This window comes from Streptococcus oralis (assembly GCF_004127215.1).
In the GTDB taxonomy this organism is placed as follows: Bacteria; Bacillota; Bacilli; order Lactobacillales; family Streptococcaceae; genus Streptococcus; species Streptococcus oralis_BD.
Map to the genome: position 1 here is coordinate 1 of NZ_QEWJ01000004.1, position 21988 is coordinate 21988.

Genomic DNA, 21988 nt, shown 5'->3' on the forward strand with positions numbered 1-21988 from the left:
CTACTTGCATGTATTAGGCACGCCGCCAGCGTTCGTCCTGAGCCAGGATCAAACTCTCATTAAAAGTTTGAGTTCTCACTCATTTCTGTCACTGACAGATTTATTGTTTTTTCATTGTTCAGTACTACAACTAAAGTTGTAGTGCCCTGCACATTGGTTCGTCTTGTTCAGTTTTCAAAGGTCTTTGTCACTCTTTCTCTCTCAAGCGACAACTATATTAGTATATCACAGCTGCTGATCTTTGTCAACACTTTTTTGAAACTTTTTTTACTTTTTTCAACCCTGCGATACACCATAGTCCGTACGGGATTCGAACCCGTGTTACCGCCGTGAAAAGGCGGTGTCTTAACCCCTTGACCAACGGACCTGAGCTTTTCAACTCTTTCTATTATACCTACTTTTTTGCCTTTGTCAAGAACTTTTTTCCATCCTATACAAATTCTTTGAAGATAATAGAAAAGAGCCAGTTTAACCGACTCTCTATTTGGCTTGCCAATTAGCCGCACGTTCTTCTCCCCACCAGTAAGGGATCAACTCGGCAGCCTTGATTGTTTTTCTTGTTTCGTAGTCCATCATGAACTCTGCTTCTTTATTTTCAGCATTCAATTCTAAGAGAAATTCTCTGCAAGCGCCACAGGGCATGCCTGATCCTTCGCCGTAGGGAGGTTTATCTCGAAAGGCGAGGATTTTCTTAACTTTAGTTTGTCCTGAAAATTGATACATATTGAAGAGAGCTGCTCGTTCTGCACAGAGATGAAAAACGCCACAAGTGCCCTCCATACAAAATCCTGTGAAGATCTGACCATCTTCTGCTTCTACCGCAGCAACAACATGGTTAGCATAAACAAAGTCAGAAACTTCATGGGGATTGAATAAGGTTCGTGCTTCTTCATACATTTTTTCCCATGTATCCATCGGAAGTCCTTTTTATTTAGAAATCTCTTTCAGCATGTTTTCAATATGCTGGATTGACTTTTCACGTCCGAGTAAGAAAATGGTGTCTGGTAATTCTGGTCCATGCATTTCACCTGAAACGGCAATACGAATCGGCATGAAGAGGTTTTTCCCTTTAATACCCGTTTCTTTTTGAACTGCTTTGATTTGTGGGAAGATGTTTTCTGTCACAAATTCTTCATCTGTCATTGCTTCTAGTTTCGCTTTGAAGGCTTCTAGAACAACAGGAACGGTTTCTCCTGCCATGACCTCGCGCTCAGCATCTGTCAGCTCTGGGAAATCTGCAAAGAAAAGATCTGTCAGTGGGACGATTTCGTCCACTGACTTCATTTGTGGTTTGTAGAGTTCCACCATTTTTTCAGACTTGTCAGTCAAACGCCCTGCTTCTTCTAAGTAAGGTTTAGCCATTTCAAAGATAGTAGCTAGATCAGCTCTCTTGATGTAGTCGTTGCTCATCCAGTCTAGTTTCTTCTGGTCGAAGGCTGCTGGAGACTTGCTGAGGCGGTTTTCGTCAAAGAGTTTAATCAATTCCTCACGTGAGAAAATTTCATCTTCACCACCTGGGTTCCAACCAAGAAGGGCAATAAAGTTAAAGACTGCTTCTGGAAGATAGCCTTTTTTACGGTAGTCTTCGATAAACTGAAGGGTGTTAGTGTCCCGTTTAGACAATTTTTTACCCGTTTCAGAGTTGATGATCAAAGTCATGTGACCGAACTCTGGCGCTTCCCAACCAAGCGCTTCATAGACCATGAGCTGTTTTGGGGTGTTGGCAATGTGGTCATCACCGCGGATAACGTGAGAAATCTGCATATCGTGGTCATCAATAACAACAGCAAAGTTGTAAGTTGGGTAGCCATCTTTCTTTTGGATAACCCAGTCACCACCGATGTTGCCACCTTCAAACTCGATATCACCTTTGACCATGTCATGCCATTTGTAGATACCAGACTCATTAACAGCCAAACGGACAGTTGGGATGATACCAGCTGCTTCACGTTCTGCGATGTAAGCTACTTTTTTTTCTTCGCTCATGCCAAGATATTCATTGATGTAACGTGGTGTTTCACCTGCTGCTTCTTGACGTTCGCGCTCAGCCGCCAACTCTTCTTCTGTAACGTAAGATTTGTAGGCTTTTCCTTCAGCTAGCAATTGGTCGATGTATCTTTGATAGAGTTCCAAACGCTCTGATTGGCGGTAATTTTCATGAGTTTCTGGGCTTTCATCCCAATCCATGCCCAACCAGCGAAGATTTTCAAGTTGTGAGCGTTCTCCATCCTCAACATGGCGTTTACGGTCAGTATCTTCGATACGAATGATAAAAGTTCCACCATGATGGCGTGCGTAAAGGTAGTTAAACAATGCTGTACGGGCATTTCCGATGTGTAGGAGTCCTGTTGGACTTGGTGCGTAGCGTACGCGGATATCTTTTGACATAGTTTCTCCTATAAAGTCTCTAGGCGTCTGCCTTTTTGCTTTCTATATTATATCACAAGTCTCGCCTGAGTCCAATGTCTACGAATAAAGAGAGTAAAAAGAGTGGGCAAGCCACTCTTTTCTTCTATTATAGACGTGCGTTAAGCTCTTTGCTCAATTCTTCAAATCCTGGTTTTCCAAGAAGGGCAAACATGTTGCGTTTGTATGCTTCAACACCTGGTTGGTCAAATGGGTTGATGGCATTCAAGTAACCTGAAAGGGCGATTGCCAATTCGAAGAAGTAGATCGTGTAGCCAAGAGTAAAGGCATCTTGCTCTGGAAGAGTCACATACATATTTGGTACGTCACCGTCAGTGTGGGCAAGAAGAACACCGTCAGTCGCTTTTTTGTTTACAAAGTCAACGTCTTTTCCTTGAAGGTAACCAAGTCCATCAAGGTCTTCTTCCAAAGTAGGAATGATCACGTTCTTACGTGGTTTGTCAACACGGACAACTGTTTCAAACATGATACGAGTTCCTTCTTGGATAAATTGACCCAATGAGTGTAAGTCAGTTGAGAAGTTAGCTGAAGTTGGGTAAATACCTTTTTGGTCTTTCCCTTCTGTTCAGGCACCCCTTGTGGATCCATCTGCTGGGAATTCCCTTGCACTGACTGGCTAGTTTGATTGACTTGCCAATCAACCACTGCGTCATCTATTTTTTCTAATTTAGACCCAGAAGCCTGGACTTTTTGTCCAAGCTCTGAATCAATTTTTTAGACTTTTATTTTTCTAAATTGCTTGATTTGAAATTTTATTATGGTCAAGCAGTTTCGAAAATCTGAATGGTAGAGTCCTTTTCAATTACTACTGCTTGGTCTGCTGCAACATGGAGAGTGCCCGGCAGGCTGCCCTCTTTTGAACCATCAAAAGAAATCGTGATATGGCCCAGTCCAGTTAAATTTTTTTCTACTACATTTCCTACGGCAGTAATCGAATATTCCTGACTATCTACCACCAGCTTTCCACCTTCTAGTATTGCACCTAGAAGATTTTTGTTATCGATTTTAAAACAATACTCTGCTAAGTCTTCCGGAGCTTCTTCTCCAAACAAAATGAGCATATTGGCATCTTGAATCATATTCTGAGCTTCAGGCCCCACTTGAATTACTTTAGCTTCAAAAATTTTCTTCATCTAATTCCTATTCATCCTTTCTCAAATCTGTCATAAACTTATGCTTATAGATAAGTTTAACATAATAGTTGCTATGTTTACGTGCATCTATCAAAAGTTTACTGATAAAGGCCAATACTAGCTATCCAAGCTACTAGCACCCGCGGAACACCATTGAGAAAGCGTGAATAAAGCACAGAAGGGACACCAACCTCAACTGTTTCAGCCTTGGCTTCAGATAGACCGAGTGCTACAGGAATGAAATCACAACCGTTTTGAGTGTTGATAGCAAATATAGCTGGCAGAGCCATTTGGGGCGGAATAGTCCCTTTGCCGATTTCAACTCCAATTAAGGTTCCAATAATCTGACTGATAACAGCTCCGGGGCCTAACAAAGGAGATAGGAATGGCAAGGAACAGATAAAGCCAATCAAAATGAGTCCCCAGATGTTCCCAGCTAGGGGAACCATTAATTTTGCCAGCCAATTTCCAACACCTGAACCTTGAATAACCCCAATCAGCAAGGAAACAAAGGCCATGAAAGGAATGATCGTGTTGAGCATTGTTTGGATGGCTTCACGAGCAGCCTGGTTGAAAGTCGCAACGACCTTCCCAGCGCCCATCCCAATTCTTGCTACAATACTTGTTTCAGCTTTTTGCTCTGTAATTTTTTTACTAGTATCGTAAGTTGGCTTTTCTGTTACCACAGTTGTCGCTTTTTCGTCTTCATTAGCAGCAGAAATTTGATTAAGGCCAACTGCTGACACATAGATTTCCTCGGTTATATATTGAGCTAGAGGCCCACTTTTCCCTGTAGCGACAATATTTATTGTAGGGATCCCCTTTTTAGGATAAATACCACAGCGAAGAGTACCGCCACAATCCACGATTGCTAAAGCAATTTCCTCATCTGGGATAGAAGTTTTAAACCCATTAACAGCTTCCATACCGGTCAAATCAGCAATTTTATCTACAATATCTGGCTTTTCTCCTCCGCCAGTGATATAGATGAATTTATGCTTAGCTTCACTAGGTGTAATGACCAAAGGTCCTCCGAAACCGCCATTTCCTTTAACAACTTTTATACTCTTATATGACATAATTTCACTCTTTCTATAAATCAAATGTTTTACTCAAGGTAACACCTTGCTGTTTTGCTACATAAGCAGTTGTAAAATCGGTCACCCAACCGCCTACAAAGTTCATGACAAGCCCAACAAGCATGTAACGAATGGCTAAGTCCATTTGACTTAAACCTAAAGTTTGAATTCCTGTTGCAATTCCCATCCATACAAACAATTCCCCAGGATTGATATGCGGAAATACACCATTTGAAGTGTGGCAGAACTGCATCTGAGCTGCTACAAAACTAGGTTTATAATATTCTGGTAAGAAACGTCCCATACTGATTGCCATCGGATTCCCCAGCATAAAGGCAGAAATGAAAGGTAAAATCATATACCGGCTAACAGGATTTTTGGCAGAAATCTTAGCCAGGGAATTGACCTTCTCTTCTCCCAAGAAAGCGATAAGGGTATTCATTGCAATCAATAGCATCAAGACAAGCGGTACAATATTTGTCATCCAGCTAATAAAGGTTTCTCCACCTAATTGGAAGAGTTTCATAAAACTCTCTGCAAAATTTGTAATGTGATTCATAAGGAACTCCCTTTCTTATTTTTTTTAAATAACTGTTTAATAGATAATTGTAAGTAATTCGCATAAAAGCCGAATCCCAGAAAAGAATCAGATGAACTTGTCTCTTTCTCAATACCTGCCTCATTCCAAAGATAGACTTTTCTAGCATCTTCTATGGCTGATTGCATCAACTTATTTTCTTTTCTCACAAGAGGATTATACTTGTCAAAATAATGGATGTCTTCTCCAACATAATCGTCCATATTTTGAAAACGTGCTAAGATTGTGACTCCTTGCATTTTGCTAGCTTTAAGAACCCGACCGTTTTCATCAACCGCGAACATGACAATCGTACCGGATTTGATTCTTCCGGACTTCCTGCCAATCGCTACGCGCCCCAGTTTTCGGAGCATCGTATAGGTCTTATTGAAGTCTTTGAGTTGCTGCCAGCCGAGGAACATTTGAAATATATAAGCTGCCATGACAAATACAGCGAAAATTATTAGCGAATTCATTAAAATACTCCTTTGCTCTTAGAAAATGATAGAAACTCTGTCTCTGTTTCTACAGCCCTCAATGCTTCTTTTAGAGAAGGCTCTCCTGCAATTCGAAAAATGTCGTCATACAATTCCAGCAATTCACTCTCCATTTTGCTTTCAATTTCTGAGGGAATGGCGACTAGAAAGATAAATTCAATCCAATCATCTCCTTTTTGATAAGGCTCTTCTAGCTTTCCAAACATTAAAATAGTCTTTGCATAACCCTGGTTAATTGTATGGGGGAAGGCAATTCCTCCACCAAAAATGGTTGATTGTTTTTTATCCCTATCAATTATCCGATTTCTAAAACCTTCATCAATCATCTGAAGTTTCTCTAACTCTGCAACCATATTTAGCAAGTATTGCTGATAGGTTTTTTGGGGAGTCAAACGAAGAAAACGTAAGCTGACTGTTTCTAGATTTTTTTGATGAAAAGCATTGGCCCTCTGCCATTCTTCCTGCAGCCATTGATCATCAAAAAGATGATTAACTTGAATGACTGGAGATTTAGAATCTTTATATTTTAGAGGAACTGTCGTAAAAATCGCGAAATAGTCCTGATTCAAATCCAGATTAAAATCCTCTTCAGAATACTGAGTAATGTCTACATCATTTCCAAGAATTCGTCTGAGTTGCTGAATAATCATCGCAGCAGTTCCTCTTCCTGTTGTGCAAACTACAGCTATCTGCTTGCGAGAACCATTTACAACAGAGTTTTGCTTTCTTAAAATCATTTCAAAATACAAAGCCAGATATCCGATTTCAGATAATTCCAATTCAGAACCAAAAATTGCAGATAGTTCTTCTCCAGCAATTTTCGCCATTTCAAAAGCAAAAGGATATTGAGTTTGAACCTCGCCATGGAATATATCATTAGCTTGCACATGGAAAATCAGTCGATTGATTAAGGAGCCTAGATGAGACTTGATTTCTTCAAATAATTCTTCATCATCAAAGTTAACCAACATTGTTTCTTTGACTTTCTTGACAATCCCTTGAAAAATGTTTGCAAGCTGTTCAGATTGATAAGACGGCTTGCTTAAAGTGTCAATAAAACGGATATTAAACGGAAAACACAAAAAGTCTATCTCAAACTGACTGAGGGAAATCTTATAAGTCATCTCAATATGATAGATTAATTTTTCAACCAAAGGTGTCTCTGTTAAATCATTCCTATAGTAAGGAATAGGGCAACTCAACACCCTAGATGCATGAATACGCTCCACCATAATTGAAATGGTCTTTCGAAGGAGTTCCTTTGTTTCTTTCGGGATTTTATACTCCTGGAGTAGCGTCTCCAGAAAAGAAGATGTTGCCTCGGTGAGTGTCTTTCCTTCAAAGTAAGGGGCCACTTGGTGAATATAGAGCAAGCGCAAATTCAGCTCGGACCCCAAGACCTCCAGCCCACGGTTGGGCTTTCCTGAAATAGTGATAGAGTAACTCTCTGCCAAAGATTTTACTTGTTTTAAATCCTTATTAAGGGTACTTCTACTAACACCTGCTTCCTCAGCCAAGTCGTCAATAAGAAGAGGGGAGGTTGACTCAATTAAACGTTTTAGTAAATAGGCAATTCTTTTACTGGAAGAATTGAAGTCACTCTCCCGTTTTAAACTACCAGATAAAATCCTTTCCAACTCAGTATAGTCATACACCTCTAACATTAACTGATCATCTTGTGAGATAATCTGGATACTCGGAGCCAAAACATCATTTAATTGTTGGATACTCTTTTGCAAGGTTTGCATACTAATATCCAGCTCTGAGCGCATATCTACCAAGGAATAAGTTGGCTGTGAGACCATTTTTTCTAAAATATTATACCATCGATTTACTATGGTCAACTCTCTTCCTCACCTTCATTTTTTTAACCGCGAGTTTTCCCTCCGGCAATATTTGTAGTGACTCCAGTTATATAGCTAGAACGGTCTGAAATATAGAATGCTACAAGGTCAGCTACTTCCCGTAGTTTACCACTTCGTCCCAAAGGAGTTGTTGAAGTTGAAGCATAACCAGCTCGAATATCTTCTACCGTCTTTCCACGGGTATAAGCAAGAGCTTCCTCATAAGAAAGAGTTCGAAGTCCCGTAGCTTCCATAATTCCTGGAGCAATTCCAACCACACGTACACCATGCTTACCCAGCTCTTTTGCCCATGAACGAGTGTAACTATAGACTGCTGCTTTTGTGGCAGCATAGGCACTTTGTCCTTCAGAACCTTCCAAGCCTGCTTCTGAAGCCATGTTCACAATTACACCTTTTCCATTTTTCACTAAAATACGTCCTACTGCCTGACTAACCAAATACAAACCTTTTTGATTAATCATTGTTACTTTTTCAAACGTTTCATCGTCTAACTCGTAAGGACCTTTAGGATTTTCTGCATCAATTAATAATCTGGGAACATTAATCCCTGCATTATTGACTACCGCATCAATATTGCCAAATCTTTCAACTATTTTGGCAACACCCTCTTCTACTTCAGAGCGAGAAGTTACATCAACTTTTACAAATAATAGATTCGGGTGACGCAAATCGTTGTCGCTAAGATCAAAATTCGCTACATTGACTCCTAATTCCAGCAATTCTTCAACGATTGCCTTACCGATCCCAGATGACGCGCCAGTCACAAGAACTGTTTTGCCTTTTATGTTTAACCAATCATTCATTTTGATACCTCTCAAATTTTATTTACAAGGCAATTATACAGCGCTTTCATAAAAGAATTAAGACACTCTTTTTTACACTTTTAAAAAAAATAATAAACTAATTAAGAGGCTTGTACTAAAAATCCACAAGAAATGAACTTGTGGATCTTTTTATATTCTAAATGAACTCAAAGCATATGAGAATCAAAGGCGTGCATTCAACTCAGCACCCAGCTCTTCAAAGCCTGGTTTCCCAAGAAGAGCAAACATGTTTTTCTTATAAGCTTCAACTCCAGGCTGGTCAAATGGATTGATACCATTCAGGTAGCCAGAAAGAGCAATAGCCAACTCAAAGAAGTAAATAGTGTAGCCCAAAGTGAACTCATCTTGCTCAGGCAGTGTCACAAACATATTTGGAACTCCACCATCAGTGTGTGCTAACAGCACTCCATCTGTAGCTTTTTTATTGACAAAGTCAACATCTTTTCCTTGCAAGTAGCCAAGACCGTCCAAGTCTTCTGCCAATTCAGGAATCAGCACATTTTTGCGAGGTTTATCTACACGGATAACTGTTTCAAAGAGGATACGGGTACCTTCCTGGATAAATTGTCCCAGAGAGTGCAAGTCTGTTGAGAAGTTAGCTGAAGTTGGATAAATCCCTTTTTGGTCTTTCCCTTCTGACTCACCAGCCAGTTGCTTCCACCACTCAGAGAAGTATTGCAGAGATGGTTCATAGTTAGCTAGAACTTCTGTCAGATAACCTTTACGGTACAAGATATTGCGTACAACTGCATATTGATATGCTTCATTTTCAGCCAACTTATCAGAAGCATAAGCCTTGCGAGCAGCATTTGCTCCTTCCATTAACTTGCTGATATCAGCTCCTGCAGCTGCGATTGGCAAGAGCCCCACTGCTGTCAATACTGTAAAACGACCACCTACACTATCAGGCACTACAAAAGTATCCCAGCCATTAGCATCTGCTTCAACTTTAACTGCACCTTTAGCGCGGTCTGTAGTTGCGTAGATACGTTGGTTAGCTTCTTCTTGACCGTACTTCTTAACCAAGAGTTCTTTGAAGACACGGAAAGCAATAGCCGGTTCAGTTGTTGTACCTGATTTAGAAATCACGTTTACTGAGAAATCTTTGTCTGATACATAGTCTACCAAATCAGCCAAATAGCTTGAAGAGATAGAGTTTCCAGCATAGAGGATCTGAGGTGCCTTGCGTTCTTCCTTTCTTTGCAAGTTTACAAATGAATTATTCAAGAAATCAATAGCTGCACGAGCTCCTAAATAGGAACCACCAATACCGATTACGATCAATACCTCACTATCAGATTGGATTTTAGCAGCAGCCTTTTGAATACGAGCAAATTCATCTTTGTCATATTCTTCAGGTAAGTTCAACCAGCCAGTCATTTCTGCCCCAGGACCTGTACCATTTCTCAGAGCAGAATCTGCTGCAGTCACTTGAGGCTGCATATAATCTAGTTCATGTGGTGCAACAAATTTATCTAATACTTTTGAATAATCAAATTTAATATGTGACATAATATTCCTCCAAAATTTCTTCTCTTCTATCATAACCCTTACCTTAGATTTTTTCAAGTTTTTATACTGAATTTTTCCAAATTTTATCATAATTTAAACATTTGCGTAAAAAATGTTACAATATTAAAATTTGAACGAAATAAGACAAAAAAACGGCTAGAGATTCTAACCGTTACAATTCATTTAATAAATACTCAAATAATTCTAAATTGCCATCTTCTTCATTGACCAGGAACTCTGGGTGCCACTGTAAACCGATAATACGATGCTCGTCGACAGACTCAATCGCTTCCACTGTCTGATCTCGAGGGTCCACCGCTGTCACACGGAAATTAGGTGCCAGATCTTTGATACTCTGACGATGGACTGAGTTGACCTGACTTTCTTTGCCAAACAACTTAGCCACCACGCTTCCTTCTACTGTCTCAATAGTATGAGAAGTTCCAAAAGGCAAGCCTTGCCAGTGACCTTCAATTTCTTGGTGGAGGGTGCCACCAAAAGCAACATTGACAAGCTGAACCCCACGACAGATTGCCATAATTGGTTTATTCTGACGGAGCGCTTCTTTCAAGAGGGCTAGTTCAAACTCATCGCGTACAAGGTTGTAATCATCGCTCTCAATGGTCTTTTTCTCTCCATAAAACTGGGGATGGACATTTTGCCCACCTGTCAAGATGAGTTTGTCAATCATTTCCACATAATCACGAACAATGGACTCATCCCCTACAGGAATTACTAAAGGAAGACCACCGACTTGACGAATGCTCTCTGCAAATTTACAGGATACAGATGAATGAATGTTTTTCCCTTCTGCATCTACAGGACATAGATTTGCAGCAACTCCTACAACCGTTCTAGCCATGATGGGGCTCCTTTCGATTTTCTAACGATAGCCCTATCTTATCATTCAAGCTCTCTGCTGTCTAATATGTTTTTTAAAAGACAGTGATAAGTATTTTTTATGGGCAAGAAAAAGTTGCCCAAGAGGACAACTTTTTTCTTATTCAAATACAAATTGATTGTGATACAGTTCCGAGTAGAAACCGCCGAGTTTAAGCAACTCGTGATGATTTCCGCGTTCAATGACCTCTCCATCTTTGAGGACAATAATCTGATCGGCATTGAGGATGGTCTTGAGACGATGGGCAATCACAAAACTGGTTCGTCCTGCTACAACTGCCTCCATGGCATGTTGAATCTTGCTTTCTGTTACGGTATCGACATTAGAAGTCGCTTCATCTAAGATTAGGACTTGAGGATCAGTCATCAGAGTTCGAGCGATGGAAATCAATTGTTTCTGACCAGTTGAGAAGATATTTTGCTCATCATCAATAACGGTATCATACTTGTCAGGCAAGCTTTCGATGTAGTCATGAATATGGGTTGCCTTAGCAGCTACTTCGACCATTTCCTGGCTGGCATCTGGCACACCGAAGCGGATATTATCCCGAATCGTTCCACTAAACAAGACCGAATCCTGCAAGACAATACCAACCTTGCTCCGCAAACTGTCCAAGTCGTAGTCACGTATGTCTTTGCCATCAAAGGAAATGCTACCTGCATCCACATCGTAGAAACGATTGATGAGGTTCATGATGGTCGTTTTCCCCGAACCAGTCGGGCCGACAACTGCTATCATCTGCCCCTTAGGAGCAGAAATGCTAACATCTTTCAAAATCGGCTTGTCAGGCACATAAGAAAAATCAACATGACTGATTTCAACACCTTCTCGCAATTCCGTAAAGGCAGGTGCATTTTGCGGGCGAATCTCTTCTTCTGCATCGAACATTTCTTGGATACGATCTGCCCCAGTAAAGGCCAACTGGAGACTCCCCCAGCTAGCAGCCACCTGGATAATCGGCTGGTAGTACTGCTGAGAAAATTGGGTAAACATGACAATCAAACCTAGGGCCGTCGTTGTTTCGATACTTGGATCGTTCAGCAAGACAGCCGAACCTGCAAAAATGACGATGGCCGTATTGACCAGGCTCATCCCATTCATAACTGGAAAGAGGATACCTGAGAACATTCTCCCTTTAAAGGTTGCCTTGCGTACGCGCTCATTTTGCTCCACAAATCCTGCTACGATGTCGTCCTGAATCCCTTGAACGATAACAGCTTTCTGTCCAGAAATACTTTCATCCATGTAGGCATTGAGTTTTCCAACCTCTTTTTGCTGGAGATTGGTGTACTTGCGGGCCATTTTCACGATGAAGACCAGCATGAGAAAGGCCACTGGGGTGCTGGCTACTGTTATCAGGGCTAGCGTCACATTTTTTGAAAACATGACAAAAATCAAACCGATGTAAAGAGCAATATTGCTCATAACCTGAACTAGGCTTTCATTGAAGGCTTGAAGGATGTTATCCAAGTCACTAGTGAAGCGAGAGAGAATATCCCCATCCTGATGGCGGTCAAAGAAAGAAACCGTCAAACGGGAAAGTTTGCCAAAGAGGCCCTTACGCATCTCATTTGTCGACTCGGCAATCACACGGGTCATCAAGGTCATGTAAATCAAGCTAGACACTACTAAGGCAAGGACAACTAGAGCTAGATTCAGCATCAGAGCTGATAAACTCTGCCAGGCTAGTTCGGAAGTCCCATTTTGATAAGCCAGAACCAGGTTAGCGAGCTCTGTGACTGCTTGGCCTGAAAAAACTGGAAAGAGGGCTTGGGCAATTGTCGCAATCGCAACCATCAGAATCACAATGACAAAGGAGAGCTTGTAAACTTTAAAATAATTCCAGAAAAATCGAACTGTTTTCATTTTATTCCTCCTTTCCCTTTTGTGTTTCGTAGATTTCACGGTAGACGGCATTGCTAGCTACTAGGTCTGCATGACTTCCTTCTCCAATCAATCGCCCTTGGTCCAAGACCAAAATCTTGTCTGCATGGACGACTGAACTGATCTTTTGAGCGATGATAATGGTTGTTGTCCCTTTCAGATCATTGTTCAAAGCTTCCTGTACGAGTCTTTCTGACTTAGCATCCAAGGCCGAAGTTGAATCGTCAAAAATCAGGATACGGGGATTGCTGACAATCCCACGGGCAATGGACATCCGTTGCTTTTGTCCACCAGAAAAGTTGGTGCCACGTTCTTCGACCTGACTCTCAAATTTGTTTTCCATGCGTCCGATAAATTCGCTGGCTTGAGCGATTTGTGCTGCACGTTCCAGTTCTGACACGCTGGCATTACTTTTTCCTTGACGGAGATTATCTGCAATGGTTCCGCTAAAGAGAATAGCACGTTGCAAGACGATGGAAACTGTTTTACGCAAGGTTCCCTCGCTGACATTTCGAATATCTTTACCACCAATCTTGATAGAACCCTCCTGTGGGTCAAAAAGTCGTGGAATTAACTGAGCAAGAGTGGACTTCCCTGCTCCAGTCGCTCCAACCACACCGACCATCTGACCAGGCGCAATATCAAAGGTTACATTTTTCAGAATAGGCTCATCATCATTGGGATAGGTAAAGGTCACATTTTCAAAAGAGAGACTTCCTTCTAACTCTTCATCTGGGAGATTTTTAAAGGTCATCGCTGGCTCGGTATCTAAAATCTCACGAATACGGCGCAAGGAAATCATGGCACGGCTGACAGAATTTCCCAAAAAACCAACCATGATGATAGTAAAGATAATCTGGCTGAGATAATTGATAAAGGAAGCAATTGAACCCACTACAGATGGATCTGACTGAGCCATTCCAGCCACCAACCAGATAGAGAGGAAGACCGCTCCATAGCCGACTAACATCATGAAGGGTTCTATAACCGAGAAGGCATAGCCGATATAAAGATTTTGACCGAGAAGTTCATCAGAAACATCAGTAAATTTGTCAAATTGTGCTTTTTCTTGTACAAAGGATTTGACCACGCGCACACCACGTAGATTTTCTTTTGCAATAGCATTGATCCGTTCAAGAAGGGTTTGAAACTTGGCAAATCGTGGTCCCATCATTCCCATCATAATGGCAGTTAGTGCAAAGATTAGGAGCACCATAAGGACAATTACCCACCAAAGTGATGGAAGAGTGTGAACCGCCAAGATAAAGGAACCGATAAAGAGAAGAGGGAGACGGAAGAGGATTTGAAAAGCCATCATCACCACGTTCTGAATTTGGTTGATATCATTGGTCATACGGACAACAAGGTTGCCGGCATTAAACTGCTCGATATTAGCGTAAGAAAAAGTCTGAATCTTGCGAAAGGCGTCTTCCCGAAGATCCGAAGACACTCCTTGAGCAATATAGGCTGCAAGTGTCACATTGACCCCACCTGCAACCAAACCGACTAGGGCTACTCCTATCAACCAGGCACCAATGCTATAGATGGCCTCATGTTGATCAGCCAACAATGCCTCTAACACCTCTTGCAAATAGCGCGGTTGCAAGAGCGAGCTTGCAACCATCAAGCCTGTCATTACTAGGGATGCCAAGGCCTGCCATTTATAGGTTTTTATTTTTTTAATGAGCATAATTCCTCCTAATAAAATAGATAAAGGGAGCGACATCCTGCGTCAGCTCCTTCTCATTCGTTCATATTGATGTTATTCTAGCAAAAAAGAGGAATCTTGTCAAAAAAGTCTCCTTATTATAAATTAGTACGCTTTCATCCACAGATGATGCATGAAAAGGCTTTTTATGGTAAAATGAAAGGAAGAACTCTTACAAGGAGGAAAAAATGAAGAAACAAACCATCGCTGTCTTGGGTCCTGGTTCTTGGGGAACTGCCCTTTCGCAGGTCCTAAACGACAATGGACACGAGGTTCGCATTTGGGGAAATGTCCCTGACCAAATTGATGAAATCAATAGCCAACATACAAATAAACGCTACTTTAAAGATATCCTACTCGACGAAAACATCAAAGCCTACCATGACTTAGAAGAAACACTAAAGGATGTGGATGCTGTTCTATTTGTAGTCCCAACAAAAGTAACGAGACTGGTTGCCCAACAAGTAGCAAAGGTACTCGATCACAAGGTTGTCATCATGCATGCCTCCAAAGGCTTGGAACCAGATAGTCACAAACGCCTCTCAACCATTCTTGAAGAGGAAATTCCAGCTGACCTCCGTAGTGACATTGTTGTTGTTTCAGGACCTAGCCACGCTGAGGAAACTATTGTACGCGATATCACCTTGATTACGGCAGCATCTAAAGATCTTAAAACTGCCCAGTACGTCCAAAACCTCTTTAGCAATCACTACTTCCGCCTCTATACCAATACCGATGTTATCGGGGTTGAAACCGCTGGTGCTCTTAAAAACATCATCGCAGTTGGTGCAGGGGCACTACATGGCCTAGGCTTTGGCGACAATGCCAAAGCGGCCATCATCACTCGTGGCTTGGCAGAAATCACCCGCCTAGGGGTCGCTCTTGGGGCAAATCCTCTAACTTATAGCGGTCTTTCTGGAGTTGGGGATTTGATTGTAACGGGAACATCTGTCCACTCTCGTAACTGGAGGGCCGGTAATGCTCTCGGTCGTGGAGAATCCCTCGCAGACATCGAAGCAAACATGGGCATGGTCATCGAAGGCATCTCAACAACTCGAGCAGCTTACGAACTAGCTCAGGAATTGGGTGTCTACATGCCAATCACGCAGGCTATTTACCGAGTTATCTATGAAGGTGTCAATATCAAAGAAGCAATCAACGACATCATGAGTAATGAATTTAAAGCAGAAAACGAATGGTCTTAGACCTTTAGAGAAAGGAATATTATGAAACAAAAAGTAAGAAAAGCAATTATCCCTGCAGCTGGATTAGGAACTCGTTTCCTCCCAGCAACTAAGGCCTTGGCTAAGGAAATGTTACCAATCGTCGACAAACCAACGATCCAGTTTATCGTTGAAGAGGCCCTCAAATCTGGCATTGAAGACATCTTGGTTGTTACGGGTAAGTCAAAACGTTCCATTGAGGACCACTTCGACTCAAACTTCGAATTGGAATATAACCTCAAAGAAAAAGGAAAAACGGATCTTTTGAAGCTAGTTGATGAGACAACTGGCATGCGCCTGCATTTTATCCGCCAAACTCATCCACGTGGTCTTGGAGATGCTGTTTTGCAAGCCAAAGCTTTCGTTGGAAATGAACCTTTTGTCGTTATGCTTGGCGATGACTTGATGGATATGACCAACGAAAAGGCTGTTCCACTTACCAAACAACTCATGGATGACTACGAGCGTACCCACGCGTCTACTATCGCTGTCATGCCAGTCCCTCATGACGAAGTCTCTGCTTATGGGGTTATCGCTCCGCAAGGCGAAGGAAAAGACGGTCTTTACAGCGTTGAAACCTTCGTTGAAAAACCAGCTCCAGAAGATGCTCCTAGTGATCTTGCTATCATCGGACGCTACCTCCTCACGCCGGAAATTTTCCAAATCCTCGAAAACCAAGCTCCAGGTGCCGGAAATGAAATTCAGCTGACAGATGCGATCGACACCCTCAATAAAACACAACGTGTATTTGCTCGTGAGTTCAAGGGAGCTCGCTACGATGTCGGAGATAAGTTTGGCTTTATGAAAACGTCCATTGACTACGCCCTCAAGCACCCTCAAGTCAAGGATGATTTGAAAGACTACCTCATCCAACTCGGAAAAGAGTTAGCTGAGGGAAAATAAGACAATGATCAAGTTATCATAAACAAGGAAACACCCAATATTCGCCCTCAAAACTTGGAAAAATCTAAGTTTGGGGGCTTTTTTTCACCCTCTACTGAACTCTTCTGTCATATAGACTCACGAAGTTTTTCCTAAAAGACGTGAAAAGGAGAAAAAAAGACTTAGTCCTGCCAATTTCAAGACTAAATCCTTTACAAACACATAAGCTCAACTTTTGAGAAACAAATCTGTTTTGGAACGATTTATAATTTCTGTTTGAACGCGACCAAGACATTCATAGCCTGCATAGGTGTCATATTGTACACATCCAGCTGAGCTAATTCTGCTAGGATAGGGTGTTCTTCAGGCGTATCAAAGAGTGAAATCTGTTCAGTAACGGCACTTGTTTGCCTCATCGGAGCTGGGCTTTCTTGCCCCTGACTCTCCAGTTGCGTTAAAATCTTATCCGCTCTTGCTAAAAGTTCTGCTGGTAAACCAGCAATCTTAGCAACATGGATACCGTAGGATTTGTCAGCTGGTCCTGGTTCGATCTTGTGAAGGAAGGTGACCTGCCCATCCTGCTCCAAGGTTGCCACATGAACATTGACCAAGTGTTCCAAACTGGACTCCAGACTGGTCAACTCATGGTAGTGGGTGGCAAAGAGGGTCTTGGCTCCGATATGCTCATGGATGTATTCGATGATGGACTGGGCCAGAGCCATCCCGTCATAAGTCGCAGTTCCCCGTCCCAATTCATCAAAGAGAATGAGAGAGTTCTTGGTCGCATGCGAAATGGCATTATTGGCCTCCATCATCTCTACCATAAAGGTTGATTGACCTGAAACCAAATCATCTGCCGCTCCGATACGGGTAAAAATCGCATCAAAAATTGGCAAATGAGCACTTTCTGCTGGCACATAAGAGCCTAGCTGGGCCATAACCGCCGTCATGGCTAGCTGACGCATGTAGGTAGACTTCCCACTCATGTTTGGCCCTGTAATCAGCTGAATGCTGGTATCTTCTGACATCTGGATACTGTTCGGAATGTAAGTCTGCGCTCCCATGACCTTTTCGACGACAGCATGACGACCTTTCTGAATATCTATTTGTGAATCGTCACCGAACTCAGGTCGAATCAAATGCTGGGTTTCAGCCACAACTGCTAAACTTTGCAGGACATCAATTGTCGCAATTCCTTGAGCCAAAGCCTGCAAACGCTGGATGTACTTGCCGACTTCCTCACGGATACGCATAAAGATTTCGTACTCTAGGTTGGCTGACTTCTCACGCGCCTCCAACATATCTCCCTCGATACGGGCTAATTCCTCAGTCCCAAAGCGTTCCGAGTTTTTCAGCGTCGCCTTGCGGAAAAAGTGGGCTGGCACATTCCCCAGTTGCGAATTGGTCACATGGAAATAGTAGCCATCTTTTTTATTGTAGTCAATCTTGAGCGTGCTGATGCCTGAGTTTTCCCTCTCTTTAGCCTCAATCTCAGCAATCCAGCTAGTCCCTTCTCTGAGTACTCGGCGGTATTTATCCAAAGTCTCATCAAATCCCGTCCGAATAATGCTACCTTCTGTAATCACGTGAGGGGCCTCAGGAGCAATCGCTGCGCTAATCAGGCTCTCTAACTCTGGAATGGCATCCAACTGTTCGATGAGATAGGCCAGAGCAGGCTGCTCCATTCCCTCTAAAATCGCACGAATCCGTGGCACACTAGATAAGGTGGTCGCCAATTGCAAGAGATCCTTGGGATTGGTCTTGCCAAACGAAACCCGACTAGCCAAGCGTTCGATATCATAAACTCCCTTGAGACTGTCTGTTAAATCACTGCGCTCAAAGAAGTGGTCAAGAAAGACCTGCACCACCTCTTGACGTTGGATGATTCGTTTCTTATCAATTAAGGGACGATGAATCCAAGAACGCAAGAGCCGCATACCCATAGCTGTTTTGGTTTCATCCAAAAGCCAGAAAAGACTCCCCTGCTTCTTACCTGAACGGGCATTCTCAATCAAATCTAGACTGGCCTTGGTCGCATAATCCATCTGCAAGAAATCTTTGATTTCATAACGGATTACCGGTTTAAGATGGTTCAATTCCCGCATCTGGGTACGGTGAACATACTGGAGCAACTTACTAGCTGCCGCTTGCTCCACAGCTGCTAAACGTGAATCCAATAAATGGATGTCCTCAAAGCCTTCTTTCTCGTAGGAAAGTACCAGATTCATCTGACGACTGAGGATTTGTTCTTCTTCCTCGAGCAAGTCATAACCCAGCACCACTTCTCGAGCCTTGAGGTTACGGATTTCCCCACAAACCAGCGTAAAATCCAATAAACCTGTCACATAAAAATCACCAGTCACTAAATCCATATAAGCCAGCCCAAACTGATTACCATCACGATCTAAGGCGACCAAGAAGTTGTTTTGGCTGTCTGGCTTACTGCTATCGACCACTGTCCCTGGTGTAATAACCTGAACCACCTCTCGCTTGACAACCCCAACCGCCTGTTTAGGATCTTCCATCTGCTCGGCAATGGCTACCTTATAGCCCTGCTCAATCAAAACATCAATATACTGCTGGGCAGAATGATAGGGGACTCCTGCCATGGGTATCGGATTTTCTGCATTTTTATTACGACTGGTCAGTGAAATCTCTAAAATCTGCGCTGCATTGACCGCATCTTCATAAAACAACTCATAAAAATCACCCATCCGAAAGAGCAAAAAAGCATCTGGATATTGCTTTTTAATATCCACATACTGCTGCATACCAGGTGATAGTTTTTCTGTCGTCATATTGGCTCTCTCCTTGTCAAAAATAAGGCTTGGGAACAAGTCCCAAAACCCTATCTATCCCTCATCAAATCCAGCAAACGCTCTTCCATGACCTTGGCAACATGCTGGTCTCGACAAATAACCAGTAAGGTATTGGCACCAGCAACCGTCCCTAAAATCGACTCGTCCTTATTTTCATCAACAATATTTGCTAGAACCGCCGCTTCTCCAAGCTTGGTGTGTAACACCAAGGTAAACTCTGCTCTCGCAACTCCCTCTAGATGATGAGACAAAAACTCTACCAAATCAATCTTGTCTGTCTCATTAGCTAAAACATAGAAAAACTTGTCATTTTTCTTGACCTTGGTCAAGCCAATTTCACGCAGGTCGCGAGACAAGGTCGTCTGTGTCACAAAAACATTACAAAGTTCCAAACGATCTTGAATTTCCTTCTGGGTTCCTAGTTTTTCCTCTGCAATCATCTTTTTAATCAACTGATGCCGTTCTTTTTTTCTCATTTTAACCTCTTACATGAATATTTATAACTGATTTTAGAGTTGTTTTTAGATATAATTATACCAAAAAAACTGAATAATTCAAAAAAATTTTCTTCTTTATCTAAAATTATGATAAAATAGAAGAAAAGCCCAAAAGGAGCCTACTTATGAATACAAAAGAACTGATTGCTAGTGAATTGGCTAGCGTCATTGATAGCCTGGATCAAGAGGCTATTTTAAATTTACTGGAAACACCTAAAAACTCTGAAATGGGGGACATCGCTTTCCCTGCTTTCTCGCTAGCAAAGGTCGAACGCAAGGCACCGCAAATGATTGCTGCCGATATTGCTGCAAAGATCAACAGCCAAGCCTTTGAAAAAGTGGTGGCAACGGGTCCTTACGTAAACTTTTTCCTTGATAAATCTGCTATTTCTGGTGCAGTTATCAAAGAAGTCATCGAAAAAGGTGCTGACTACGCTCAACAAACGGAAGGCCAAGAGCAAAATATCACGATTGACCTTTCTAGTCCAAATATCGCAAAACCCTTCTCAGTCGGCCACTTGCGTTCAACGGTTATCGGAGATGCCCTTTCTAATATCTTTAAGAAAATGGGCTACAACACTATTAAAATCAATCACCTTGGAGACTGGGGTAAACAGTTTGGTCTTCTCATGGTTGCTTATAAAAAGTGGGGCTCTAAAGAAGCCATCGAAGCCAACACAATCGATGAATTGTTGAAACTTTACGTTCGCATCAATGCCGAAATCGAAACAGACAAGGCTCTCGATGATGAAGGTCGCCTCTGGTTCAAAAAACTAGAAGATGGTGATCCCGAAGCAACTCAACTTTGGCAATGGTTCCGTGATGAAAGTTTGGTCGAATTCAACCGCATCTACAAACTACTCGGTGTTGAATTTGATAGCTTGAACGGTGAAGCCTTCTATAATGACAAGATGGATGAAGTCGTACAAATCTTGGAAGAAAAAGGCTTGCTAGAAGAGTCTCAAGGGGCTTGCATTGTCAACTTGGATGATTTTGATTTGCCACCTGCTATGATTAAAAAATCAGATGGCGCTACTCTCTACATCACTCGTGATATCGCAACAGCCATCTACCGTGCTCGTACTTACAACTTTGTTAAAAATGTCTATACTGTCGGCCAAGAGCAATCTAACCACTTTAAACAGTTGAAAGCTGTCTTGAAGAAAATGGGATTTGCTTGGAGTGACGATATGGTTCACGTTGACTTTGGTCTTGTAACCAAGAATCGCCAAAAACTCTCTACTCGTAAAGGAAACATCATCCTGCTCGAGCCAACTCTCCAAGAAGCCATCACTCGTGCTAAAGCTCAAATCGAAGCGAAAAATCCTGACCTTGAAAACAAGGATCAAATCGCCCAAGCTGTTGGAGTTGGAGCTGTCAAATTCTACGATCTGAAGACTGACCGTCGAAATGGTTATGACTTTGATTTGGAAGCAATGATTTCCTTTGAAGGTGAGACTGGTCCATACATCCAATACGCTTACGCTCGTATTCAGTCTCTACTTAGAAAAGCCGATTTCCAACCAAATGCTCAAGCAAGTTACAGTCTAAATGATGCCGAAAGCTGGGAAATCATCAAACTTCTCCAAGACTTTGCCCGTGTCATCAAACGTGCTTCTGACAACTATGACCCATCGCTCATTGCCAAGTACGCAATCAGCCTAGCTCAAGCTTTCAATAAATACTATGCCCACACTCGTATTCTAGATGAAAGTCCAGAGCGCGACAGCCGTCTAGCCCTCAGCTACGCAACCGCAGTCGTTCTCAAAGAGGCTCTTCGCTTGCTCGGAGTAGAAGCGCCAGAGAAGATGTAAATCGTTACAAGAGACTGGAACTAAAGTTCCTAGTCTCTTGACGGCAATCGCTATATGGCGAATTGCCTAAACGCTTCACTAATTCACCAAACCAAATAATATCGATTTGTTTTGGCTCATGTCGTAATACTTCAATTACTTGATTGCAAAGCAATCTAGGTAACTAACGCCCAATCCTATATGGACTTTGGCTTGGCGCTTTACTAGTCTTTATATCAACTGGGCGGACTTTTCAGTTAAAGGTCCAAATTGTCTGTTTTTAGCTATTGGATATCTGTTCTGCTCACCTAGTGACTTAGTTGAAAAGCGAAAATTTCTTTCGCTTTTCTTATACCTTCAATTTTTT

Annotated in this window: 17 protein-coding genes, 1 tRNA gene, 1 rRNA gene and 1 pseudogene; 3 read left to right on the forward strand and 17 right to left on the reverse strand. The window is 42.1% G+C overall.

The genetic code is table 11. The features are described 5' to 3' along the window. From DF216_RS04180 to DF216_RS04250, 15 genes and pseudogenes are all read right to left on the reverse strand, one after another. Positions 1-64 (reverse strand): 16S ribosomal RNA (locus DF216_RS04180); the annotation flags it as partial. A 231-nt stretch (positions 65-295) separates the two neighbouring features. Continuing rightward, positions 296-367, reverse strand: a tRNA-Glu gene (locus DF216_RS04185). 113 nt (positions 368-480) lie between these two features. After that, positions 481-915: a cytidine deaminase family protein gene (locus DF216_RS04190; protein ID WP_129326072.1), complete on the reverse strand. Its 435-nt coding sequence runs from the start codon at positions 913-915 to the stop codon at positions 481-483. 12 nt (positions 916-927) lie between these two features. After that, positions 928-2388 carry a glutamate--tRNA ligase gene (gltX, locus tag DF216_RS04195; RefSeq protein ID WP_042901972.1) on the reverse strand — a complete coding sequence of 487 codons (1461 nt, stop codon included), beginning with the start codon at positions 2386-2388 and terminating at the stop codon, positions 928-930. Between the two features lie 127 nt (positions 2389-2515). Continuing rightward, positions 2516-2992: pseudogene (gene pgi, locus DF216_RS04200) on the reverse strand (glucose-6-phosphate isomerase); the annotation flags it as partial. 196 nt (positions 2993-3188) lie between these two features. Beyond that, positions 3189-3560 (reverse strand): PTS glucitol/sorbitol transporter subunit IIA, encoded by a 372-nt coding sequence (locus tag DF216_RS04205; protein ID WP_008808177.1) that lies wholly within the window; start codon positions 3558-3560, stop codon positions 3189-3191. A gap of 98 nt (positions 3561-3658) precedes the next feature. Beyond that, complete coding sequence (srlE, locus tag DF216_RS04210; RefSeq protein WP_038804194.1) at positions 3659-4639, reverse strand: PTS glucitol/sorbitol transporter subunit IIB; 981 nt, start codon at positions 4637-4639, stop codon at positions 3659-3661. Between the two features lie 13 nt (positions 4640-4652). Further along, entirely contained in the window at positions 4653-5198 is a 546-nt protein-coding gene (gene srlA / locus DF216_RS04215) for a PTS glucitol/sorbitol transporter subunit IIC (protein WP_001015684.1), read from the reverse strand. After that, complete coding sequence (locus DF216_RS04220) at positions 5195-5692, reverse strand: transcriptional regulator GutM (protein ID WP_033585448.1); 498 nt, start codon at positions 5690-5692, stop codon at positions 5195-5197. Before DF216_RS04220 ends, srlA begins: the two co-directional genes overlap by 4 nt. Next, positions 5692-7518 carry a BglG family transcription antiterminator gene (locus DF216_RS04225; protein ID WP_080639548.1) on the reverse strand — a complete coding sequence of 609 codons (1827 nt, stop codon included), beginning with the start codon at positions 7516-7518 and terminating at the stop codon, positions 5692-5694. The genes DF216_RS04220 and DF216_RS04225 overlap by 1 nt, the downstream gene beginning before the upstream one ends. 62 nt (positions 7519-7580) lie before the next feature. Further along, on the reverse strand, positions 7581-8381 hold the full coding sequence (locus DF216_RS04230; RefSeq protein WP_038804195.1) for an SDR family oxidoreductase: 801 nt from the start codon (positions 8379-8381) through the stop codon (positions 7581-7583). Between the two features lie 183 nt (positions 8382-8564). Then, positions 8565-9914, reverse strand: coding sequence for a glucose-6-phosphate isomerase (locus DF216_RS04235; RefSeq protein ID WP_000018239.1), 1350 nt, complete (start codon positions 9912-9914; stop codon positions 8565-8567). A 172-nt stretch (positions 9915-10086) separates the two neighbouring features. Beyond that, entirely contained in the window at positions 10087-10776 is a 690-nt protein-coding gene (locus DF216_RS04240) for a gamma-glutamyl-gamma-aminobutyrate hydrolase family protein (protein ID WP_049478403.1), read from the reverse strand. 138 nt (positions 10777-10914) lie between these two features. Next, positions 10915-12681, reverse strand: a complete 1767-nt coding sequence (locus tag DF216_RS04245) for an ABC transporter ATP-binding protein (RefSeq protein WP_129326073.1) — start codon at positions 12679-12681, stop codon at positions 10915-10917. A gap of 1 nt (position 12682) precedes the next feature. Continuing rightward, complete coding sequence (locus DF216_RS04250) at positions 12683-14389, reverse strand: ABC transporter ATP-binding protein (RefSeq protein ID WP_129326074.1); 1707 nt, start codon at positions 14387-14389, stop codon at positions 12683-12685. Positions 14390-14595: 206 nt separating this feature from the next. Between DF216_RS04250 and DF216_RS04255 the strand changes: the two genes are divergently transcribed. Continuing rightward, on the forward strand, positions 14596-15612 hold the full coding sequence (locus DF216_RS04255; RefSeq protein WP_129326075.1) for an NAD(P)H-dependent glycerol-3-phosphate dehydrogenase: 1017 nt from the start codon (positions 14596-14598) through the stop codon (positions 15610-15612). A gap of 21 nt (positions 15613-15633) precedes the next feature. Further along, entirely contained in the window at positions 15634-16533 is a 900-nt protein-coding gene (galU, locus tag DF216_RS04260; protein WP_129326076.1) for a UTP--glucose-1-phosphate uridylyltransferase GalU, read from the forward strand. Positions 16534-16775: 242 nt separating this feature from the next. Here galU and mutS read toward each other — a convergent pair whose 3' ends face one another. Together mutS and argR are read right to left on the reverse strand one after the other, a co-directional pair. Then, complete coding sequence (gene mutS, locus DF216_RS04265) at positions 16776-19310, reverse strand: DNA mismatch repair protein MutS (RefSeq protein ID WP_129326077.1); 2535 nt, start codon at positions 19308-19310, stop codon at positions 16776-16778. 50 nt (positions 19311-19360) lie between these two features. Further along, positions 19361-19807 (reverse strand): arginine repressor, encoded by a 447-nt coding sequence (gene argR / locus DF216_RS04270; protein ID WP_125827692.1) that lies wholly within the window; start codon positions 19805-19807, stop codon positions 19361-19363. 146 nt (positions 19808-19953) lie between these two features. Between argR and argS the strand changes: the two genes are divergently transcribed. Then, positions 19954-21642, forward strand: a complete 1689-nt coding sequence (gene argS / locus DF216_RS04275) for an arginine--tRNA ligase (protein WP_129326078.1) — start codon at positions 19954-19956, stop codon at positions 21640-21642. Positions 21643-21988 lie beyond the last annotated feature (346 nt).

What these genes read in the sequence shown, in the direction of transcription:
- DF216_RS04190 (WP_129326072.1), bottom strand. Translation starts at nt 915, where the DNA reads ATGGATACATGGGAAAAAATGTATGAAGAAGCACGAACCTTATTCAAT.
- DF216_RS04235 (WP_000018239.1), bottom strand. Translation starts at nt 9,914, where the DNA reads ATGTCACATATTAAATTTGATTATTCAAAAGTATTAGATAAATTTGTT.
- DF216_RS04230 (WP_038804195.1), bottom strand. Translation starts at nt 8,381, where the DNA reads ATGAATGATTGGTTAAACATAAAAGGCAAAACAGTTCTTGTGACTGGC.
- DF216_RS04255 (WP_129326075.1), top strand. Translation starts at nt 14,596, where the DNA reads ATGAAGAAACAAACCATCGCTGTCTTGGGTCCTGGTTCTTGGGGAACT.
- argS (WP_129326078.1), top strand. Translation starts at nt 19,954, where the DNA reads ATGAATACAAAAGAACTGATTGCTAGTGAATTGGCTAGCGTCATTGAT.
- gltX (WP_042901972.1), bottom strand. Translation starts at nt 2,388, where the DNA reads ATGTCAAAAGATATCCGCGTACGCTACGCACCAAGTCCAACAGGACTC.
- DF216_RS04220 (WP_033585448.1), bottom strand. Translation starts at nt 5,692, where the DNA reads ATGAATTCGCTAATAATTTTCGCTGTATTTGTCATGGCAGCTTATATA.
- mutS (WP_129326077.1), bottom strand. Translation starts at nt 19,310, where the DNA reads ATGACGACAGAAAAACTATCACCTGGTATGCAGCAGTATGTGGATATT.
- DF216_RS04240 (WP_049478403.1), bottom strand. Translation starts at nt 10,776, where the DNA reads ATGGCTAGAACGGTTGTAGGAGTTGCTGCAAATCTATGTCCTGTAGAT.
- srlA (WP_001015684.1), bottom strand. Translation starts at nt 5,198, where the DNA reads ATGAATCACATTACAAATTTTGCAGAGAGTTTTATGAAACTCTTCCAA.
- galU (WP_129326076.1), top strand. Translation starts at nt 15,634, where the DNA reads ATGAAACAAAAAGTAAGAAAAGCAATTATCCCTGCAGCTGGATTAGGA.
- argR (WP_125827692.1), bottom strand. Translation starts at nt 19,807, where the DNA reads ATGAGAAAAAAAGAACGGCATCAGTTGATTAAAAAGATGATTGCAGAG.
- DF216_RS04225 (WP_080639548.1), bottom strand. Translation starts at nt 7,518, where the DNA reads ATGGTCTCACAGCCAACTTATTCCTTGGTAGATATGCGCTCAGAGCTG.
- DF216_RS04250 (WP_129326074.1), bottom strand. Translation starts at nt 14,389, where the DNA reads ATGCTCATTAAAAAAATAAAAACCTATAAATGGCAGGCCTTGGCATCC.
- srlE (WP_038804194.1), bottom strand. Translation starts at nt 4,639, where the DNA reads ATGTCATATAAGAGTATAAAAGTTGTTAAAGGAAATGGCGGTTTCGGA.
- DF216_RS04205 (WP_008808177.1), bottom strand. Translation starts at nt 3,560, where the DNA reads ATGAAGAAAATTTTTGAAGCTAAAGTAATTCAAGTGGGGCCTGAAGCT.
- DF216_RS04245 (WP_129326073.1), bottom strand. Translation starts at nt 12,681, where the DNA reads ATGAAAACAGTTCGATTTTTCTGGAATTATTTTAAAGTTTACAAGCTC.